We start from the raw sequence: 16,618 nt of genomic DNA on the forward strand, positions 1-16,618 counted from the left end.
CTCACTTTCGCGTGCGGAACTCGCCGTCGCGGATCTCCGTGATCACGAGCGACGATTCGTTCAGCACTTCGTGGTAGTCGCTGGACAGGCAGGTCTTGCCCCGGGTGTACTGCGCGAACCCGCACAGGGACTCGATGGCGTCGCGCATGGCCGGCCCGGTGGGCTCGCCGGGGATCTTCCCGGCCGCGGCCACGATCGCCATGATCGCGTCGGCGCCGATCAACTCCATCCAGCCACCGGGGGTGCGTCCCGCCTTCTTCACCACCTCCGCGAACTTCGCCTCGCTCGGGCTCGGATCGTGCGCGAGGTTGCCGATGCTGGTGACGCGGATGCCCTCGCCGGCCTTGCCCACCGAGTCCACGAAGGTCTTCTGCACCATCGCCGCGCCGGCGTAGGTCACGGCCTTCAGGCCGATCTGCTCCGCCGTCTTCACGTAGGCGGTGGCCAGCGGCGTCGAGGCCACCTGCAGCAGAACCGCATCGGGCCGGGCGTTGCGCAGCCGCGTGGCCTGCGCGCCGACATCAATGGCGTTGTAGGGCACGCTCACGACCTCCACGATCTCCACGCCCAGGTCCGCGGCGACGCTGCGGGCATAGTCCGCGCCTGCCTTCCCGTAGGCATCCTCCTGGTGGAAGATGCCCACGCGCTTCAGGCCATGCCGGGCCATGTCGGCCAGGATGCCGTGCACCACCTTGCTGTCGTCGACGCCCACGCGGAAGATCCAGGGGAAGAAGGAGTGCTTGCGGTCCGTCACGCCGATGGTGGCGGCCGGCGCCAGCAGCGGCACCTTCAGGCGCTCGGCCACCGGCCCGGCGGCCAGCGCGCCGCCGCCGGTGCCGGGCCCGACGATCGCCACCACCTTGTGGCTCGCGACCAGTTGGGTCACGCCGCGGGCGGCCTCGGTCGGGTTGGTCTTGTCGTCGTAGTGAAAGAGCTCGATCCTGCGGCCGTTCACGCCGCCGCCGGCGTTGACGTGCTCCGTCGCCAGCACCAGCGCGTCGCGCTCCGGAATGCCGAAGCTCGCCGCCGGCCCGCTGGTGCTGAGCACCACGCCGATCCGGATCGGCTCCGCCGCCTGCGCCCCGAGGCCGAGCAACACCCCGGCCGCCCAACCCAGCACCGTTCTCGCGAGATATCTCCTGGCCTTCATCCTCATGTCTCCTGGTCGTTGGTCGTTCATGGGCGCGAGCGGAATGCACCGTCGCGGATCTCGGTGATCACCAGCGAACTCTCGCCGAAGCCGTCATGGTTGTCCTTCGAGAAGCAGGCCCGTCCGCGCGTATGGATCTCGAAGTCGCACAGCGTCTCGATCGCGTCGCGCATCGCCTCGCCGGTCGGCTCGCCGTCGATCCTGCGGGCGGCGGCCACGGCCGTCATCAGCCCGTTGCTTCCGATCAGCTCCATCCACCCGCTGGGCGTCTTGCCCGCCTTCTTCAGGATCTCGCCGAACTTCGCCTCGCTCGGCGACGGGTCGTGCGCCAGGTTGCCGATGCTGGTGACCCGCATGCCGTCGCCGGCCTTGCCGACCGCGTCGAGGAAGCTCTTCTGCACCAGGCCGGAGCCGCCGTAGGTCGGTACCTTCAGCCCGACCTGGTCCGCGGCCTTGACGTAGGCCGCGCCCAGCGAGGAGATCGCGACCTGCGTGAAGACCGCATCGACCTTCGCATTGCGCAGGCGCGTGGCCTGCGCGCTCACGTCGGTGGCGTTGTAGGGCGCGCTGACCGACTCCACCACCTCGAAGCCGAGTTCCGGCGCCAGTTGCGCGGCGTAGTCGGCGCCGGCCTTGCCATAGGCGTCCTCCTGGTAGAAGACGCCGATGCGCCTGCCGCCGTTCTTCACGATGTCGGCCAGGATGCCGCGCACCGTGACGAGGTCGTTCACGCCCACGCGGAACACCCAGGGATAGAAGGCGTTCTGGCGGTCGGTCACGGCGATGGTGCCGCCCGGCACCAGCAGCGGGACCCGCAGCCGGGCCGCCACCGGCCCCGCGGCGAGGGCGCCGCCGCCGGTGCCGGGCCCGATGATCGCGACGACCCGGTGGTTGGACACGAGCTGCGTCACGCCCCGCGCCGCCTCCGTCGGGTTGGTCTTGTCGTCGTAGTGGATCAGCTCGATCCTGCGGCCGTTGACGCCGCCGTTCGCGTTGATGTGCTCGGCCGCGACCACGATCGCGTCGCGCTCGGGAATGCCGAACACCGCCGCCGGGCCGCTGGTGCTGAGCAGCACGCCGAGCTTCAGGCTGCCCTGCGCATGCACCGCAAACGACAACGCCGCGCCCGCGGCGAGCGCCGCCATGGCCCTGAAGGCCCTGCCGAAGTTCCAGTCCATCGCTCATGTCTCCTTGTCGTGCCCGGGGGATGATGGGTACGGCATCGGCACCCGGCATCGTCCGTTGCGACGAATCGCGCCAGGCGCTCTTCGTCGCAATCGACGAAGACCCCCGCCCTGCGCGTGCCACACACTGCAACACCCGCGGCCCGCGGGATGGAGACGACATGCATATCAAGGAACTGGCGGGCGGCCTGGCCTTCCCCGAGGGGCCGGTGGCCATGGACGACGGCTCGGTGCTGTTCGTCGAGGTGGCCGGCGACAGCCTCAGGCGCTGGACGCCCGATGGGCGCGTGAGCACCGTGGCCGTGCTCGGCGACGGACCCAACGGCGCGGCGATGGGCCCCGACGGGGCGTGCTACGTGGCCAACAACGGCGGCTTCGGCTGGAAGGAGGAGAAGGGCGGACGCCGCCCGCACGGCGTCGGCAGCCGCTACCAGGGCGGCTGCATCCAGCGCGTGAACCTGCACACCGGGCGCGCGGAGGTCCTCTACGACCAGTGCGACGGCCACAGGCTGCTCGGCCCGAACGACCTCGTGTTCGACGATCAGGGCGGCTTCTGGTTCACCGACCTGGGCAAGACCGTCGAGTCGGACCGGCGCCGGGACCTCGGCAGCGTCTACTACGCCAAGGCCGACGGCAGCTTCATCCAGGAAGTCATCTTTCCCATCTTCACGCCCAACGGCATCGGGCTTGCGCCCGACAACAAGACGCTCTATGTCGCGGACACCGAGTCGGCGCGGCTGTGGGCCTGGGACATCCTGGCGCCCGGCGTGGTGCGCAAGGAGCCCTTTCCGTCCGCCACCGGCGGACGGCTGCTGGCCGCCTGCGGCGACCACAGGCTTCAGCGCTTCGACTCGCTCGCGGTCGACAGCGAAGGCAACGTGAACGTGGGCACGCTGGTCCATGGCGGGGTCACCGTGGTGCCGCCCGAGGGCGGGCGCGCGACGCACGTCCCGATCGACGACCTCTACGTCACCAACCTGTGTTTCGGAGGCAAGGACTCGCGCACCGCGTTCCTGACCCTGTCGTGGTCGGGCAAGCTGGTGGCCGCACCGTGGCCGACGCGGGGCCTGCGCCTGAACCACGCGTGCTGACCGCGGCGAAGCCGGGGCGAGCCCGGATCAGCCGCCCCGGCTCGCCAGCGCCCAGCCGAGCCGCGCCCGGCGGGCGACGTACTTCTTCTTCTCGATGGAATCGGCCGGCGCATGGCCCGCCAGGGCGCGCCGGTAGTTGATCTGCGAGATGACCGCGATCTTGAAGATGGAAAAGGCCACGTAGAAGGTCCAGTGCGGGATCTCGGCGAGTCCGGCACGCCGCCGGTAGCTCTCCACATAGTCGGCCTCCGCCGGGATGCCGAGCGCGCCCGGGTCCGCATCCTGGAAGCCGATGGGCAGCTCCCGCAGGTGCCAGCACAGGCAGTTGTAGGCGAGGTCGCAGAGCGGATCGCCGAGCGTGCTCATCTCCCAGTCGAGCACGGCGGCCACCTCCGGCCGATCGGGGGCCAGGATCAGGTTGCCCAGCCGGTAGTCGCCATGCACCAGGGCCGCGCGCGCCTGGCGCGGCGCGTGGTCGTGCAGCCAGGCGCCCAGGCGCTCCATCTCCGGGATGTCCTCGGTGCGCGCGTCGCGGTACTGGGCGAGCCAGCGCTCGAGCTGCCGCGCCACGTAGCGCTCCGGGCGGCCGTAGTCGTCCAGGCCGATCACGCGGACATCGACCGCATGCAGCCGCGCCAGCACGGCGTTCATCTCGTCCCACGCGGCGCGGCGCTGCGCGGGGCTGCAGCCCGGCATCGCCGGGTCCGCGTGCACGCGGCCCGGGACGCGGTCCATGACGTAGAAGGACTGTCCCAGCACGGCGCTGTCCTCGCACAGCAGGTGCACGCGCGGCACCGGCACCCCGCTGCCCTGCAGCGCCTGCATCACACGGAACTCCCGCTCCACCCGGTGCGCCGAGTTCGACAGCGCACCCTCCGGACGCTTGCGCAGCACGTACTCGCGCCCGCCGGCGCCGAGCGCGTAGGTGGGATTGGAGGAGCCGCCCGGAAACCGGTGCACGTGCAGGCCGGCTTCGCAGCCGGGCAGGCGGCCGGCGAGCCAGCGCTGCAGCGCGGCGACGTCCAGCCGGCCGGCGGGCGGCGCCTCGGCCGCGGCGCCGGTCATGGCCCCGGGCGCCTCCCCTGGCGGCACGGCGTCACGTCGATGCGGCAAGGTAGGGGGCCAGCTCGTTCTTCGCGATCGCGTTGCGGTGCACCTCGTCCGGGCCGTCGGCGATGCGCAGGGTGCGCGCGTTCGCCAGGAACCTGGCGAGCGGGAAGTCCTGGCACAGGCCGCCCGCGCCGTGCGCCTGGATGGTCCAGTCGATCACCTGCTGCGCCATGCCCGGCGCCACCGCCTTGATCATCGCGATGTCGTTCTTCGCCACCTTGTTGCCGTGCTCGTCCATCCGCCACGCCGCACGCAGCGTGAGCAGGCGCGCCATCTCGATGCGGCTGCGCGCCTCGGCGATGCGCTCGTGCCAGACGGACTGTGTCGCCAGGACCTTGCCGAAGGCCGTGCGGCCGGCCAGGCGGCGGCACATCAGCGCCAGGCAGCGCTCGGCCAGGCCGATCAGGCGCATGCAGTGGTGGATGCGCCCGGGCCCCAGGCGGCCCTGTGCGATCTCGAATCCGCGCCCCTCGCCCAGCAGCATGTTGCCGGCCGGCACGCGCACGTTCTCGAACACGATCTCCATGTGGCCGTGCGGCGCATCGGAGAAGCCCAGCACGTCGAGGTGGCGCAGCACCTTGATGCCGGGCGTGCCCGCCGGCACGAGGATCATGCTCTGTTGCGCGTGCCTGGGCCCCTCGGGGTCGGACTTGCCCATGGTGATGTAGACCTTGCAATGCGGATTGCCCGCGCCAGAGGTCCACCACTTGCGGCCGTTGATCACGTAGTCGTCCCCGTCGCGCTCGATGCGGGTGCCGATGTTGGTCGCGTCGCTGGAGGCGACTTCCGGCTCGGTCATCGCGAAGGCCGAACGGATCCGGCCTTCCATCAGCGGCTTGAGCCACTGCTCCTTCTGCTCGGCCGTGCCGTAGAGCGCCAGCGTCTCCATGTTGCCGGTGTCCGGCGCCGAGCAGTTGAACACCTCGCTGCACCACGAGACCTTGCCCAGCTCCTCGGCGAGCGGCGCGTATTCCAGGTTGGTCAGGCCGGCGCCCATCACGCCCGACTTCTGCGTGGTGTGCAGCGGCAGGAACAGGTTCCACAGCCCTGCCTCGCGCGCCCTGGGCTTGAGGTTCTCGATGATCACCGAAGGCGTCCAGGGCGCGCCGGCCTCCGCGTTCTTTCGCGCCTCCTGGTAGACGTCCTTCTCCGCGGGATAGATGTGGCGGTCCATGAACTCGCGCAGACGGGCCTGGAGTTCGAGCGTCTTGGGAGAGTGATTGAAATTCATGCGCGGCAGTCTAGGAAGCCGAGGGCCGGCGCGAATCGTCGCAACCGACGATGGCGGACGCCGGGCCCGCATCCGACCATGCCGCGCATGAGCATGATCGACTCCCCGCCGCGCGAGCCCCTGGTCGTCGCCAGCTTCTCCGGCTACTTCGGCGACCGCGCGAGCGCGCTCGACGAGGCGATGGCCGGAGACCCGCTCCACGTGCTGATCGGCGACTACCTCGCCGAGATCACGCTGGCGGGCATCTCCGCGCGTTTTCGCAAGGACCCGTCCCAGGGCTACGCGGAGTACTTCGTGCGCCAGGTGCAGCCGCACCTGGCCGGCATCGCCGCGCGCGGCGTCAAGCTGGTCACCAACGCCGGCGGGCTGAACCCGCGCGCACTGGCGCAGGTGCTGCGCGGCCTGATCGCCGAGGCCGGCCTGGCGCTGAAGGTCGCATGCGTGGAGGGCGACAACGTGCTCGACCGGCTCGCGCTGCTGCAGGCCGCAGGACACCCGCTGAGGCACCTGGACACGGGCGCACCGCTGGCGAGCTGGGGCCGCGCGCCGATCTCGGCGAACGCCTACCTGGGCGCCTGGGGCATCGCCGCCGCGCTGCGCGAAGGCGCCGACATCGTGCTGTGCGGGCGCGTCACCGATTCGTCGCTGACGCTGGGCCCGGCCGCCTGGTGGCACGGCTGGCGCCAGGACGACTGGGACCGCCTGGCCGGCGGCGTGATCGCGGGCCACATCCTCGAATGCGGACCCCATGCCACCGGCGGCAACTTCAGCGGCTTCGCGGCGCTGCCCGGCATCACCTTCCCCGGCTTCGTGGTGGGCGAGATCGCGGCGGACGGCTCGAGCATCATCACCAAGCACGCGCGCGACGGCGGCGCGGTGACCACCGACACGGTGACCGCCCAGCTCGTGTACGAGATCCAGGGGCCGAAGTACCTGAACCCCGACGTGACGGTGGACCTCTCTGGCGTCCATTGCGAACAGGTGGGGCCGGACCGGGTGCGCGTCGGCGGTGCGCGCGGCGAGCCGCCGCCGGACACCACCAAGGTGGCCGTCTTCGCGCCGGAGGGCTGGCAGATCGTGTCCTGGGCCTTCGTCACCGGCGTCGACATCGACCGCAAGCTCGCGCTGCTGCGCGCCCAGCTGCACCGGCTGCTGGCCGGGCACGTGGATCACCTGGAGATCACCGCCTTCGGCGCGCCCGCGGCGCAGCCCGAGTCGCAGTACGAGGCCACCGTCGCGGTGCGCATTGCGGCCCAGGCAGGGGAGCGCGATGCGCTCACCGAGGAGAACTTCTTCACCCGCCTCAACAGCCTGTACCTGTGGAGCGTACCGGGCTTCTACACCGACTCCGGCGCGGAACGGGCGCTCAAGCCGATGCGCCGGATCGAGTACTGGCCGGCCGTGCTGCACGTGGGCCAGTTGGCGCACACCGTGGTGCTGGACGACGGCCGCACGCTCGACATCCCGCCGCATCCGCAGGCCGGGCCCGCCCGGCCGCAGCCCGTGCATGCTGAGCCGGAACCGCTGCCGCCGGCGGCCGGCCGCGCGACGCAACGGGCGCCGCTGGGCCGCGTGGCCTTCGCCCGCTCGGGCGACAAGGGCGGCAACAGCAACGTGGGCGTGTGGGCTGCCCAGGAGAAGGCCTGGCCGTGGCTGCGGCAGGCGCTGTCGACCGAGATGCTGCGCCGCCTGCTGCCACAGGCGCAAGGGCTGGAGATCGTGCGCCACGAATTCGCGCACCTGCGCGCCGTGCACTTCATCGTGCGCGGCCTGCTGGGGTGCGGCGGCAGCACGAACCTGCAGGCCGACCAGGTCGGCAAGGCGGTGGGCGAGTTCGTGCTGTCGCGCCAGATCGAGATCCCGGTGGAACTGCTGGTGGACGAGCATCCGGCGGGGGCCCACGGCGCCGCGCCGGGCGTGCCGCCGCCGGCGCCGACTGCCCGGGCGGCACCGCAGACGCGTCCCTAGAATGCACGGCCCCAGGCACCGCCTTCGTGCCGGCCGCCGCCGTTCATGACGCCCCCCAGCTCTCCCTTCGCCGCTCCGGCGCTGTTGCGCGGCCGCGTGATGGCGCAGTCCAGCAAGTTCAACCTGCCCGGTACCAACGCGGCGTTCGTGCGGCGCTCGGCCATCGCCGAACGGGTCGAGCGCGCCGCGGCTGCCAAGCTCATCCTGGTCCGCGCGCCCGCCGGCTTCGGCAAGACGACCGCGCTGCGGCAGATCCACGAACAGCTCAGCAGCGCCGGCGTGGCCACCGCATGGGTCACGCTCGACACCGCCGACAACGACATGCCTCGCTTCCTGAGCTGCCTGGCGGAGGCCGTGGCCCGCCTGCAGATCGAGGACCACCTCGCCGCCGGCCCCGACACGGAGGCGCTCGCCGCTCTGGAGCGCGACGGCCCGCCCTTCGCGCTGTTCCTTGACGAGTTCGAGGCCCTGCAGTCCCCGGCCGTGGTGAGCCTGGTGCGCCAGGTGATCGAGCGCCTGCCGCGCAGCGGCCGGCTCGTCATCGGTTCGCGCAGCCTGCCGGACATCGGGCTCGGCCGGCTGCGGGTGCGCAGCCAGTTGGCGGAGATCGGCATCGAGGTGCTGCGCTTCAGCATCGACGAGACCGCGGAGTTCCTGCGCCTGCGCGGCCTGCCGCCCCTGCCGCCGGATACGCTGGAACTGCTGCATGCGCGAACCGAGGGCTGGATCGCGGCGCTGCTGCTGGCCTCGATGGTGCTGGACAACCGGGACGCCGGCAGGGAATTCATCGAGCGGCTGGCCGGCTCCGGCGGCGCCATCGCCCAGTACCTGGCCGAGGACGTGCTGGAGCGCCAGCCGCCGGACGTGCGCGAGTTCCTGCTGCGCACCAGCATCCTGCGGCAGCTCGATGCGCCGCTGTGCCAGGCGCTCGTCCCGCGCACCGACTGCGCCCGCATGCTGGGGCGGCTGAACGCCTCCAGCCTGTTCCTGCTGCCGGTCGAGAGCGAGGACGCCGAGCCTCACTACCGCTACCACGCGCTGTTCGCCAATTTCCTGCGCACCCAGTTGCAGCGCGAGCACCCGGGCGAGCTGCTGCGACTGCACCTGGCCGCCTGCGGCTGGTACGAATCGGTCGGACGGCCCGTGCCGGCGATCGAACACGCCATCGAGGGCGGCGACCATCCGCATGCGCTGACGCTGCTGGAGCGGCATGCCCAGCGCTTCCTCGACCAGGGCCGGATGCGCCTGATGGCCCGCTGGTTTGCGGCGGTGCCTCCGGAACAGCTGGCCGCGCACCCGCGCATGCAGGCCATCTACGTCTGGGCTGTGTTGTTCACGCAGGGCGCGCTGGAAGGCATGGCGCTGCTGGCCGCCAGCGGCATCGAGGACAGCGAGGACCCGACGATCAGGGCACATGTGAACGCGCTGCAGCCGCTGCTGCTGGCGATGCTCGACCGCTACGACGAAGCCAACGAGGTGGGCCGCGCCGGCCTGGCGCGCCTGCCCACCGCCGTGCCCTTCGCCGACACGGTGCTGACCAACTGCATGGCGCACGTGACCTCCGTGCTGGGCGAGAAGCGCGAGGCGCAGCGCCTGCTCGACGCCGCGCGCAAGGCGCAGGGCAGCAGCATGTTCAACCGCATGTACACCGAGTCCACCGAAGGACTGCTGGACATCGAGCGGGGCCGCTTCCGGCAGGCCACCGCGCGCTTCCGCATCGCCGTGGACGCCACCACGAATGAAAGCGACTACAGCCATACCGGCGGCAACGCCTGGGCCGGCGTGCTGTACGCCGGCGCCATGTACGAGGCGGACGAGCTCGACGCCTGCGACCGCCTGCTGAACGTGTACCTGCCGCTGGCGCGGGAGGTGGGATTGCCGGACCACATGATCAGCAGCTACGCCATGCGCTCGCGCCTGCTCTTCTGGCGCGGCGACGTGGACGGCGCCCTGCGCGTGCTCACCGAACTGGAGACCCTGGGCCACGTGCGCAAGCTGCCGCGCGTGGTGGCGTCGGCCAAGCTGGAACGCTCGCGCATGCTGATGCGCCAGGGCAATGCCTACGGTGCGCGCGAGGAACTGGACCGCGCCGACGACCCGGTCGTCTGGGCGCGGGTCGCCCGCCAGCGCCTGCCCGCGCACGACGTGCTGGACCTCGGCATCGCGCGCCTGCGCTGGGAGATCCTGTTCGGCGACCCCGAGGAGGCGCTGCGCCGCATCGACCGCGACCTGCCGGCCATCGACGCCGAGGCGCGCGTGCGCCGCAGCCGCAAGCTGCGCGTGCTCAAGTCGATGGCCCTGTGGAAGCTCAGGCAGCACGAGGCCGCGGCGGACGTGATGCGGGACATCCTGCATGAAGGCAGCCGCGAAGGCTTCGTGCGGCTGGTGATCGACGACGGCCCCTACGTCGCGGGGCCGATCCAGGCGGTGCTCGCTCCGCTGAAGGCGGCGCCGGAGAAGTCCGACCCGATCCTGGTCGAATACGCGCAGCGCCTGCTCGACGCCCTCGGCCCCGACGCCCTGGCCGCCGAGCTGGCGCAGGGCCCGGCGGCCAGCGAGGCGCCATGGCAGGTGGAGCCCCTGACGCAGAAGGAGATGCAGGTGCTCAAGCTGCTGGCCGAGGGCTACTCGAACAGCGCGATGTCCGAGAAGCTGTTCGTCTCCGACAGCACCGTGCGCACGCACCTGCGCAACATCAACATGAAGCTCGGCGCGCAGAACCGCACGCAGGCGGTGTCCCTGGCCAGGCGCTACGGCCTGATCCGCTGAGAGATCCCCCCGCGCGGCCCGCTACAGCCGCTCCACGATGGTGACGTTGGCCATGCCCCCGCCTTCGCACATGGTCTGCAGGCCGTAGCGCCCGCCGCGCTGCGCCAGTGCGTGCAGCAGGGTGGTCATGAGCCGCGTGCCGGAAGCGCCCAGCGGATGGCCCAGGGCGATGGCGCCGCCGTGCACGTTGAGGCGCCCGGCGTCGGCCTCCAGCGCCTGCAGCCAGGCCAGCGGCACCGGCGCGAAGGCCTCGTTCACCTCGTACAGATCGATGTCGGCCATCTTCAGGCCCGCCTTCTCCAGCGCGCGCCGCGTCGCCGGGATGGGCGCCTCCAGCATGATCACCGGATCGTGGCCCATCACGCTCATGTGGTGGATGCGGGCCATCGGCTTCGCGCCCAGGCGCGCCAGGCCACGCTCGTTCACCACGAGCACGCCGCTGGCGCCGTCGCAGATCTGGCTGGCATTGGCGGCGGTGATGCGGCCTCCCTCGGCCAGCAGCTTCACTGCGGCGATCGCCTCCAGGCTCGCGCCGGCGCGGATGCCCTCGTCGCGCCGGTGCACCTCGTCGGTCTCGGCGCCGTTCGCATCGCGCACGGCCAGCGGCAGGATCTCGGCGTCGAAGCGGCCCTCGTCGGCCGCGCGCGCGGCCAGTTCATGGCTGCGCAGCGCATAGCGATCGAGCGCCTCCTTTTCGAAGCCGTACTTCACGGCGATCATCTCGGCGCCGGTGAACTGGCTGAAGTCCTGCTCGCCGTAGCGCCGGCGGATCTCCGGGCTCATGTAGAAGCCCATCCCGTGCTTCTGCGGCAGCGCCGAGGGCGTGAACATCGGCACGCGGGTCATGCTCTCCACGCCGGCGGCGATGACGATGTCCTGGGAGCCGGACATCACGGCCTGCGCCGCGAAGTGCAGCGCCTGCTGCGACGAGCCGCACTGCCGGTCCAGCGAGGTGCCGGGCACCGACTCGGGCAGCCGTGACGCCAGCACGGCGTTGCGGGCCACGTTGGTGGACTGCTCGCCGACCTGGCTGACGCAGCCCATGATGACGTCCTCGACGAGGGACGGATCGCAGTCGGAACGTTCCAGCAGTTCGTCGAGGACACGCGCTGCGAGTTCGACCGGGTGCCAGCCCGCGAGCCTGCCGTTGCGCCGGCCGCCCGCGGTGCGTGCGGCGGCGACGATGAATGCTTCTGCCATGGTGGGTGTGCTCCTGTGAAATGGGTCGGCGACGTCAGCGGAGGTCAGCGCGGCGCCATGCGGATCGCGCCGTCGAGGCGAACGCTTTCGCCGTTGAAATAGCCGTTGGTGATCATGGTCTCGGCCAGTTGGGCGTACTCCTCGGGGTCGCCCAGGCGCTTGGGGAAGGGAACCGATTGCGCGAGCCCCTGCAGCACGTTGTCCGGCAGCGCCATGAGCAGCGGCGTCGCGAAGATGCCGGGCAGGATGGTGTTGACCCGGATGCCTTCGCCCATGAGGTCGCGCGCCACCGGCAGCGTGAGGCCCACCACGCCGGCCTTGGACGCCGCATAGGCCGCCTGGCCCATCTGGCCGTCCTGCGCCGCGACCGACGCCGTGTTGACGATGGCGCCGCGCTCGCCGTGCGGGCCCACGGGATCCAGCGCCAGCATGCCGGCGGCGCTGTGCGCGAGGCAGCGGAAGGTGCCGATCAGGTTGATCTGGATGATCTTCTCGAAATCGGGCAGCGGGAAGTGCTTCGGCTGGCCGGTCGCCTTGTCGCGGCTGGCCGTCTTGATGCCATTGCCGGTGCCCGCGCAATTGACCAGGATGCGTTCCTGCCCATGAGCGGCGCGCGCCTTGCCGAAGGCGGCCACGACCTGCTCCTCGCTGGTCACGTCGGCCCGGCAGAACAGGCCACCGATCTCGCGGGCCATCGCCTCGCCGGTTTCCGCGTTGAAATCGAAGATGGCTACGCGCACGCCACGGGATGCGAGGCGGCGCGCCGTGGCGCCGCCAAGGCCGGAGGCGCCGCCGGTAACGATGGCGGAAACGGAGGAATCGAGGTTCATGGCGATGGATTCGTTGCAGATCCGGCCAGTCTAGGGACGGCCTCGGGGCGGCGAACCGTCGGAATGGACGAATCCATCCTCGCGCCGCCGGAGGCACACGCTCGTCGCTTCGGACGATTGCCTCCCGCGGGCGACGCCACGACCATCACGCGTCGCAGAAATTCAAGGAGCTTGCATGGCCGGTCCGCTCACGGGAGTCCGCGTGTTCGAGGCCGGAGGCATCGGTCCGGCACCGTTCTGCGGCATGGTGCTGGCGGACCTGGGCGCCGAAGTGATGCAGGTCACCCGCCCCGGCGTTCCGCACGACCGCTTCGACGTGCCCGCCCGCGGGCGTCGGCGCATCGCGCTCGACCTGCGCTCGTCCGCCGGGGCTGCCGCCGCGCTCGACCTCGCGGCCGCGGCCGATGTGCTGATCGAAGGCTTCCGCCCCGGCGTGATGGAGCGCCTCGGCCTGGGGCCCGGGCCCTGTCTGGAACGCAATCCGCGGCTGGTCTATGGCCGCATGACGGGCTGGGGCCAGCATGGAAGCCTGGCGCAGGCGGCAGGCCACGATCTCAACTACCTCGCGCTGAGCGGCGCCCTGCACGGCATCGGCCGGCCCGGCGAGCCGCCGGTTCCGCCGCTCAACCTGGTGGCCGACTACGGCGGCGGCGCGATGCTGCTGGCCGTGGGCGTGCTGGCCGCGTTGCAGGAACGCAGCATCTCCGGCCGCGGCCAGGTGATCGATGCGGCGATGAGCGACGGCAGCGCGCTGCTCGGCGCCCTGTTCCATGGCCGCAGGGCCGCAGGCCGATGGCTCGGCCGCGGCGAGAACCATCTCGACGGCGGCGCCCACTTCTACAACACCTATCTCTGCGCAGACGGCGGCTATGTCGCCGTGGCAGCGACGGAGCCGCAGTTCCATGCACAACTGCTGGCGCTTTGCGGCGTCGCCGACGATCCCGCCTTCGCCGATCAATGGAATCGCACGCAGTGGCCGGCACACAAGGCTCGGCTCGCGGATGTCTTCCGCACGCGGCCGCGCGATGAATGGTGCCGGCTGGCGGAAGGCCGCGACTGCTGCCTTTCGCCCGTCATGGACTGGGACGAGGCACCCTTCCATCCGCACCACGCGGACCGGCACACCTTCGTCGAGGTCGACGGCTTCGCACAGCCGGCGCCGGCACCCCGGTTCTCGCGGACCCCGTCCGCGCTGCCGCATGCCAGCAGCGAAGCGAGCGATGCGGATCTGCGTGCGTGGGGTCTGTCGCAACGGACCATCGACGCCGCGCGCATCGAGCCGCCGCGCTGAACCCAGGCCCCGCGCAAATCGTCGGTACCGACGATTCGACAGGTGCGGCACCCACGCACCATGCACGCCAAGATCAGGAGACATGTGAGATGCCCCATTCCGTCCTAGCGTGCACGGCCCGTCTGCTGTGGGCGTTTGCCGCATGGCTGCTTGCGGCCACCGCCCACGCGGCCTGGCCCGACAGGCAGATCACCATCATCGTGCCCTTCCCGGCCGGCGGCCTGACGGACGTCGCGGCGCGCCACCTCGCACAAGGCCTGCAGGAAGAGCTCAAGCAGCCGGTGGTGGTGGAGAACCGCGTGGGAGCAGGCGGAATGATCGGCACCGAGCTAGCCTCGAAGGCGCGTCCCGATGGCTACACGCTACTGGTGAACAGCCCCAGCCACGTGATCAACCAGGCCTTCCGCAGCAGGATGCCCTACGACGCGCTGCGCGACTTCACGCCTGTCGCGATGCTGCTGAGCTCGCCCATGGTGCTCGTGGTGCATCCGTCGGTGCCGGCGAACACGCTCGGTGAATACCTCGCGTATGCCAAGACGCAGAACGGCGGCGCGTCGTTCGGCTCCACGGGTGCCGGCGGCACCAGCCACCTCGCCGGCGAGATGCTGCGCCTGATGACGAAGGCGCCGATGACGCACGTCCCCTACAAGGGCGCCAACCCGGCGGTGAACGACCTGCTCGGCGGCCAGTTGCCTTCCATCTTCCTGGACGTAGCCACCGTCGCGCAGCACGTCGGCAGCGGCCGGCTGAAGGCGATCGCGATGTCGTCCGCCGCGCGCAGCGAGACCCTGCCCTCCGTTCCCACCGTCGCCGAGCAGGGCTTCGCGCGCTACGACGTCTCGACCTGGATCGCGCTCTACGGTCCGGCCAGGCTGCCCGAGCCGATCACCACCGCGCTCAACGCGATCGCCGTCCGCACGATGGGCAGCGCCAGGGAGCGCGACTGGCTGCGCCAGAACGGCGCCGTCGCCGGAACGATGTCCGCGCCCCAGTTCCGCCGTTTCGTGCAGGACGAGTTGGAAAAGTGGACGCAATTCAACAAGGAAGCCAAGGTCCAGGTCGACTGAGGCCGCGCATCACATCCCATGGAAGACAAGATGGACTATGACCTGAAGATCACCGGTGGCCTCATCGTCGATGGCACGGGCGCGCCCGGCCGCGCCGGTGACGTCGGCATTCGCGGCGGCCGCATCGTCGCCCTCGGCGAGGCACCCGGCAACGCCGCGCAGACACTCGATGCCGCAGGCCGCGTAGTGTGCCCCGGCTTCGTCGACATTCACACCCACTACGACGCGCAGGTGCTGTGGGACCGTCTGCTGTCGATCTCGCCCTGGCACGGCGTCACGACGGTGGTGATGGGCAACTGCGGCTTCGGCATCGCACCGGTGCGCAGGGACCATCGCAATCTGCTGATCCAGACGCTGGAGAAAGTCGAGGGCATGAGCGCAGCGGCGCTGCACGAAGGCCTGGGGGACTGGGGCTTCGAGTCCTTTCCCGAGTACCTGGACCTGGTGGAACAGCGCGGAGCCGCGATCAACGTGGCCGCGCTAATCGGCCACACGCCGCTGCGCCTCTATGTGATGGGCGAACAAGCGACGGAGCGCAACGCCACCGCGGACGAGATCGCGGCCATGCGCCGCATCGTCAAGGAAGCACTGGATGCCGGTGCGCTCGGCCTCGCCACGTCCAAGCTGCAGGCGCACGTGGGCTTCGCCGGGCGGCCCGTGCCCAGCCGCGCTGCGGATTTCGACGAGGTCCGTACCCTGGCCTCGACCCTGAAGGAAGCCGGCCACGGCATGCTGCAGACCACGCTGGGCCCCGGCCTGCTGCTGGAGCAGATCGAGCAGCTGGCTGTCGAAACCGGCGCGCCGATCAGCTGGTCCGCCCTGCTCGCGGGCTCGGCCTTCGGCAAGTCCGGGCACAAGGAGCAGCTCGCGAAGTCGGAGGAGCTGGCGGCCAAGGGCCTGCGCATCGCACCGCAGGTGACGCCGCGGCCGCTGAACTTCGAGTTCCAGTTCAGCGAGCCGACCATCCTGGAGGGCATGTCATTCTTCAAGCCGGTGGCGGTCGCGGACGCCGAGGGAAAGCGCGCCATCTACGGCGACCCGGCATTTCGCGCACAGTTCCGCGATCGCTGGGACACGGCCTGGCCGGAACTGAAGAAGGCCTTCGAACTGATGGCCATCGTCGAATACGCGCCCGAGCCGGCCCTGGAGGAACGGCTCCTGTCCGAGGTGGGCCGGGAGCGCGGCATCCACCCCGTCGACCTCGCGCTCGACATGGCGCTCGCGACCAACCTGGAAGCCCGCTTCCGCATGCCGCTGGCGAACCACGACGAGACCCAGGTCGAGGAACTGCTGACCAACCGCAACATGGTGCTGGGCCTGTCCGATGCCGGCGCCCACGCCAGCCAGCTGTGCGATGCCTGCCAGGCCACGCACCTCCTGGGCCGCTGGGTCCGGGAGAAGAAGGTACTGAAGCTGGAAGAGGCGGTGCGCATGCTGACCTCGCGGCCCGCGGAGGCGTTCGGCATCGAAGACCGCGGGCTGTTGGCCGTCGGCCGGCCCGCGGATGTCGTCGTCTTCGACCCCGACACCGTGGCCGCGGGCCCCCTCAAGCGCGTGAACGACATGCCGGCCGGCGCGCCGCGCCTGGTGTCCGAGGCCACGGGCATCGACGCGGTGGTGGTGAACGGCGTCGTCATCCGGCGCACAGGGCAGGACGCCCTGGGCGCCGGCGAGCCGCTGCCGGGCCGGCTGCTGCGCAAGGGCCGCGCCTGACCTCATCGGCCTTC

Annotated in this window: 12 protein-coding genes; 6 read left to right on the plus strand and 6 right to left on the minus strand. The window is 71.0% G+C overall.

All coding sequences use genetic code 11. The features are described from left to right. Position 1: 1 nt before the first annotated feature. Together Q392_RS00200 and Q392_RS00205 are read right to left on the minus strand one after the other, a co-directional pair. The gene (locus Q392_RS00200; RefSeq protein ID WP_169748269.1) at positions 2-1,150 is read right to left on the minus strand and encodes an ABC transporter substrate-binding protein; all 1,149 of its coding nucleotides are present in this window, start codon (positions 1,148-1,150) and stop codon (positions 2-4) included. Between the two features lie 26 nt (positions 1,151-1,176). Then, entirely contained in the window at positions 1,177-2,328 is a 1,152-nt protein-coding gene (locus Q392_RS00205) for an ABC transporter substrate-binding protein (protein WP_038200219.1), read from the minus strand. A gap of 167 nt (positions 2,329-2,495) precedes the next feature. Here Q392_RS00205 and Q392_RS00210 point away from each other — a divergent pair, with 167 nt between their 5' ends. Then, a complete protein-coding gene (locus tag Q392_RS00210) occupies positions 2,496-3,425 on the plus strand; it encodes an SMP-30/gluconolactonase/LRE family protein (protein WP_038200221.1) in 930 nt (309 codons plus the stop codon). 27 nt (positions 3,426-3,452) lie between these two features. On the opposite strand, the gene Q392_RS00215 is transcribed toward Q392_RS00210, so the two are convergent. Both Q392_RS00215 and Q392_RS00220 read right to left on the minus strand, forming a co-directional pair. Then, entirely contained in the window at positions 3,453-4,490 is a 1,038-nt protein-coding gene (locus Q392_RS00215) for a phosphotransferase family protein (protein ID WP_051952558.1), read from the minus strand. 31 nt (positions 4,491-4,521) lie between these two features. Beyond that, complete coding sequence (locus Q392_RS00220) at positions 4,522-5,766, minus strand: acyl-CoA dehydrogenase family protein (RefSeq protein ID WP_038200223.1); 1,245 nt, start codon at positions 5,764-5,766, stop codon at positions 4,522-4,524. 87 nt (positions 5,767-5,853) lie between these two features. On the opposite strand from Q392_RS00220, the gene Q392_RS00225 reads away from it, so the two are divergent. Further along, positions 5,854-7,734, plus strand: a complete 1,881-nt coding sequence (locus Q392_RS00225) for an acyclic terpene utilization AtuA family protein (protein WP_211260186.1) — start codon at positions 5,854-5,856, stop codon at positions 7,732-7,734. Between the two features lie 45 nt (positions 7,735-7,779). After that, positions 7,780-10,503 carry a winged helix-turn-helix domain-containing protein gene (locus Q392_RS00230; RefSeq protein ID WP_245610607.1) on the plus strand — a complete coding sequence of 908 codons (2,724 nt, stop codon included), beginning with the start codon at positions 7,780-7,782 and terminating at the stop codon, positions 10,501-10,503. 21 nt (positions 10,504-10,524) lie between these two features. Here the strand turns inward: Q392_RS00230 and Q392_RS00235 are convergent, their stop codons facing one another. Together Q392_RS00235 and Q392_RS00240 are read right to left on the minus strand one after the other, a co-directional pair. Further along, positions 10,525-11,703, minus strand: a complete 1,179-nt coding sequence (locus tag Q392_RS00235) for an acetyl-CoA C-acetyltransferase (RefSeq protein ID WP_038200225.1) — start codon at positions 11,701-11,703, stop codon at positions 10,525-10,527. Between the two features lie 44 nt (positions 11,704-11,747). After that, positions 11,748-12,533 (minus strand): SDR family NAD(P)-dependent oxidoreductase, encoded by a 786-nt coding sequence (locus Q392_RS00240; protein ID WP_038200234.1) that lies wholly within the window; start codon positions 12,531-12,533, stop codon positions 11,748-11,750. A gap of 175 nt (positions 12,534-12,708) precedes the next feature. On the opposite strand from Q392_RS00240, the gene Q392_RS00245 reads away from it, so the two are divergent. From Q392_RS00245 to Q392_RS00255, 3 genes are all read left to right on the plus strand, one after another. Then, complete coding sequence (locus Q392_RS00245) at positions 12,709-13,824, plus strand: CaiB/BaiF CoA transferase family protein (RefSeq protein WP_038200236.1); 1,116 nt, start codon at positions 12,709-12,711, stop codon at positions 13,822-13,824. 89 nt (positions 13,825-13,913) lie between these two features. After that, entirely contained in the window at positions 13,914-14,891 is a 978-nt protein-coding gene (locus Q392_RS00250) for a tripartite tricarboxylate transporter substrate binding protein (RefSeq protein ID WP_051952559.1), read from the plus strand. Between the two features lie 18 nt (positions 14,892-14,909). After that, the gene (locus tag Q392_RS00255; RefSeq protein ID WP_084216721.1) at positions 14,910-16,604 is read left to right on the plus strand and encodes an N-acyl-D-amino-acid deacylase family protein; all 1,695 of its coding nucleotides are present in this window, start codon (positions 14,910-14,912) and stop codon (positions 16,602-16,604) included. Positions 16,605-16,618 lie beyond the last annotated feature (14 nt).

This window comes from Xenophilus azovorans DSM 13620 (assembly GCF_000745855.1).
Taxonomy (GTDB): Bacteria; Pseudomonadota; Gammaproteobacteria; order Burkholderiales; family Burkholderiaceae_C; genus Xenophilus; species Xenophilus azovorans.

Coding starts and splice junctions, on each gene's coding strand:
- Q392_RS00200 (WP_169748269.1), bottom strand. CDS start 1,150: ATGAAGGCCAGGAGATATCTCGCGAGAACGGTGCTGGGTTGGGCGGCC.
- Q392_RS00205 (WP_038200219.1), bottom strand. CDS start 2,328: ATGGACTGGAACTTCGGCAGGGCCTTCAGGGCCATGGCGGCGCTCGCC.
- Q392_RS00210 (WP_038200221.1), top strand. CDS start 2,496: ATGCATATCAAGGAACTGGCGGGCGGCCTGGCCTTCCCCGAGGGGCCG.
- Q392_RS00215 (WP_051952558.1), bottom strand. CDS start 4,490: ATGACCGGCGCCGCGGCCGAGGCGCCGCCCGCCGGCCGGCTGGACGTC.
- Q392_RS00220 (WP_038200223.1), bottom strand. CDS start 5,766: ATGAATTTCAATCACTCTCCCAAGACGCTCGAACTCCAGGCCCGTCTG.
- Q392_RS00225 (WP_211260186.1), top strand. CDS start 5,854: ATGAGCATGATCGACTCCCCGCCGCGCGAGCCCCTGGTCGTCGCCAGC.
- Q392_RS00230 (WP_245610607.1), top strand. CDS start 7,780: ATGACGCCCCCCAGCTCTCCCTTCGCCGCTCCGGCGCTGTTGCGCGGC.
- Q392_RS00235 (WP_038200225.1), bottom strand. CDS start 11,703: ATGGCAGAAGCATTCATCGTCGCCGCCGCACGCACCGCGGGCGGCCGG.
- Q392_RS00240 (WP_038200234.1), bottom strand. CDS start 12,533: ATGAACCTCGATTCCTCCGTTTCCGCCATCGTTACCGGCGGCGCCTCC.
- Q392_RS00245 (WP_038200236.1), top strand. CDS start 12,709: ATGGCCGGTCCGCTCACGGGAGTCCGCGTGTTCGAGGCCGGAGGCATC.
- Q392_RS00250 (WP_051952559.1), top strand. CDS start 13,914: ATGCCCCATTCCGTCCTAGCGTGCACGGCCCGTCTGCTGTGGGCGTTT.
- Q392_RS00255 (WP_084216721.1), top strand. CDS start 14,910: ATGGAAGACAAGATGGACTATGACCTGAAGATCACCGGTGGCCTCATC.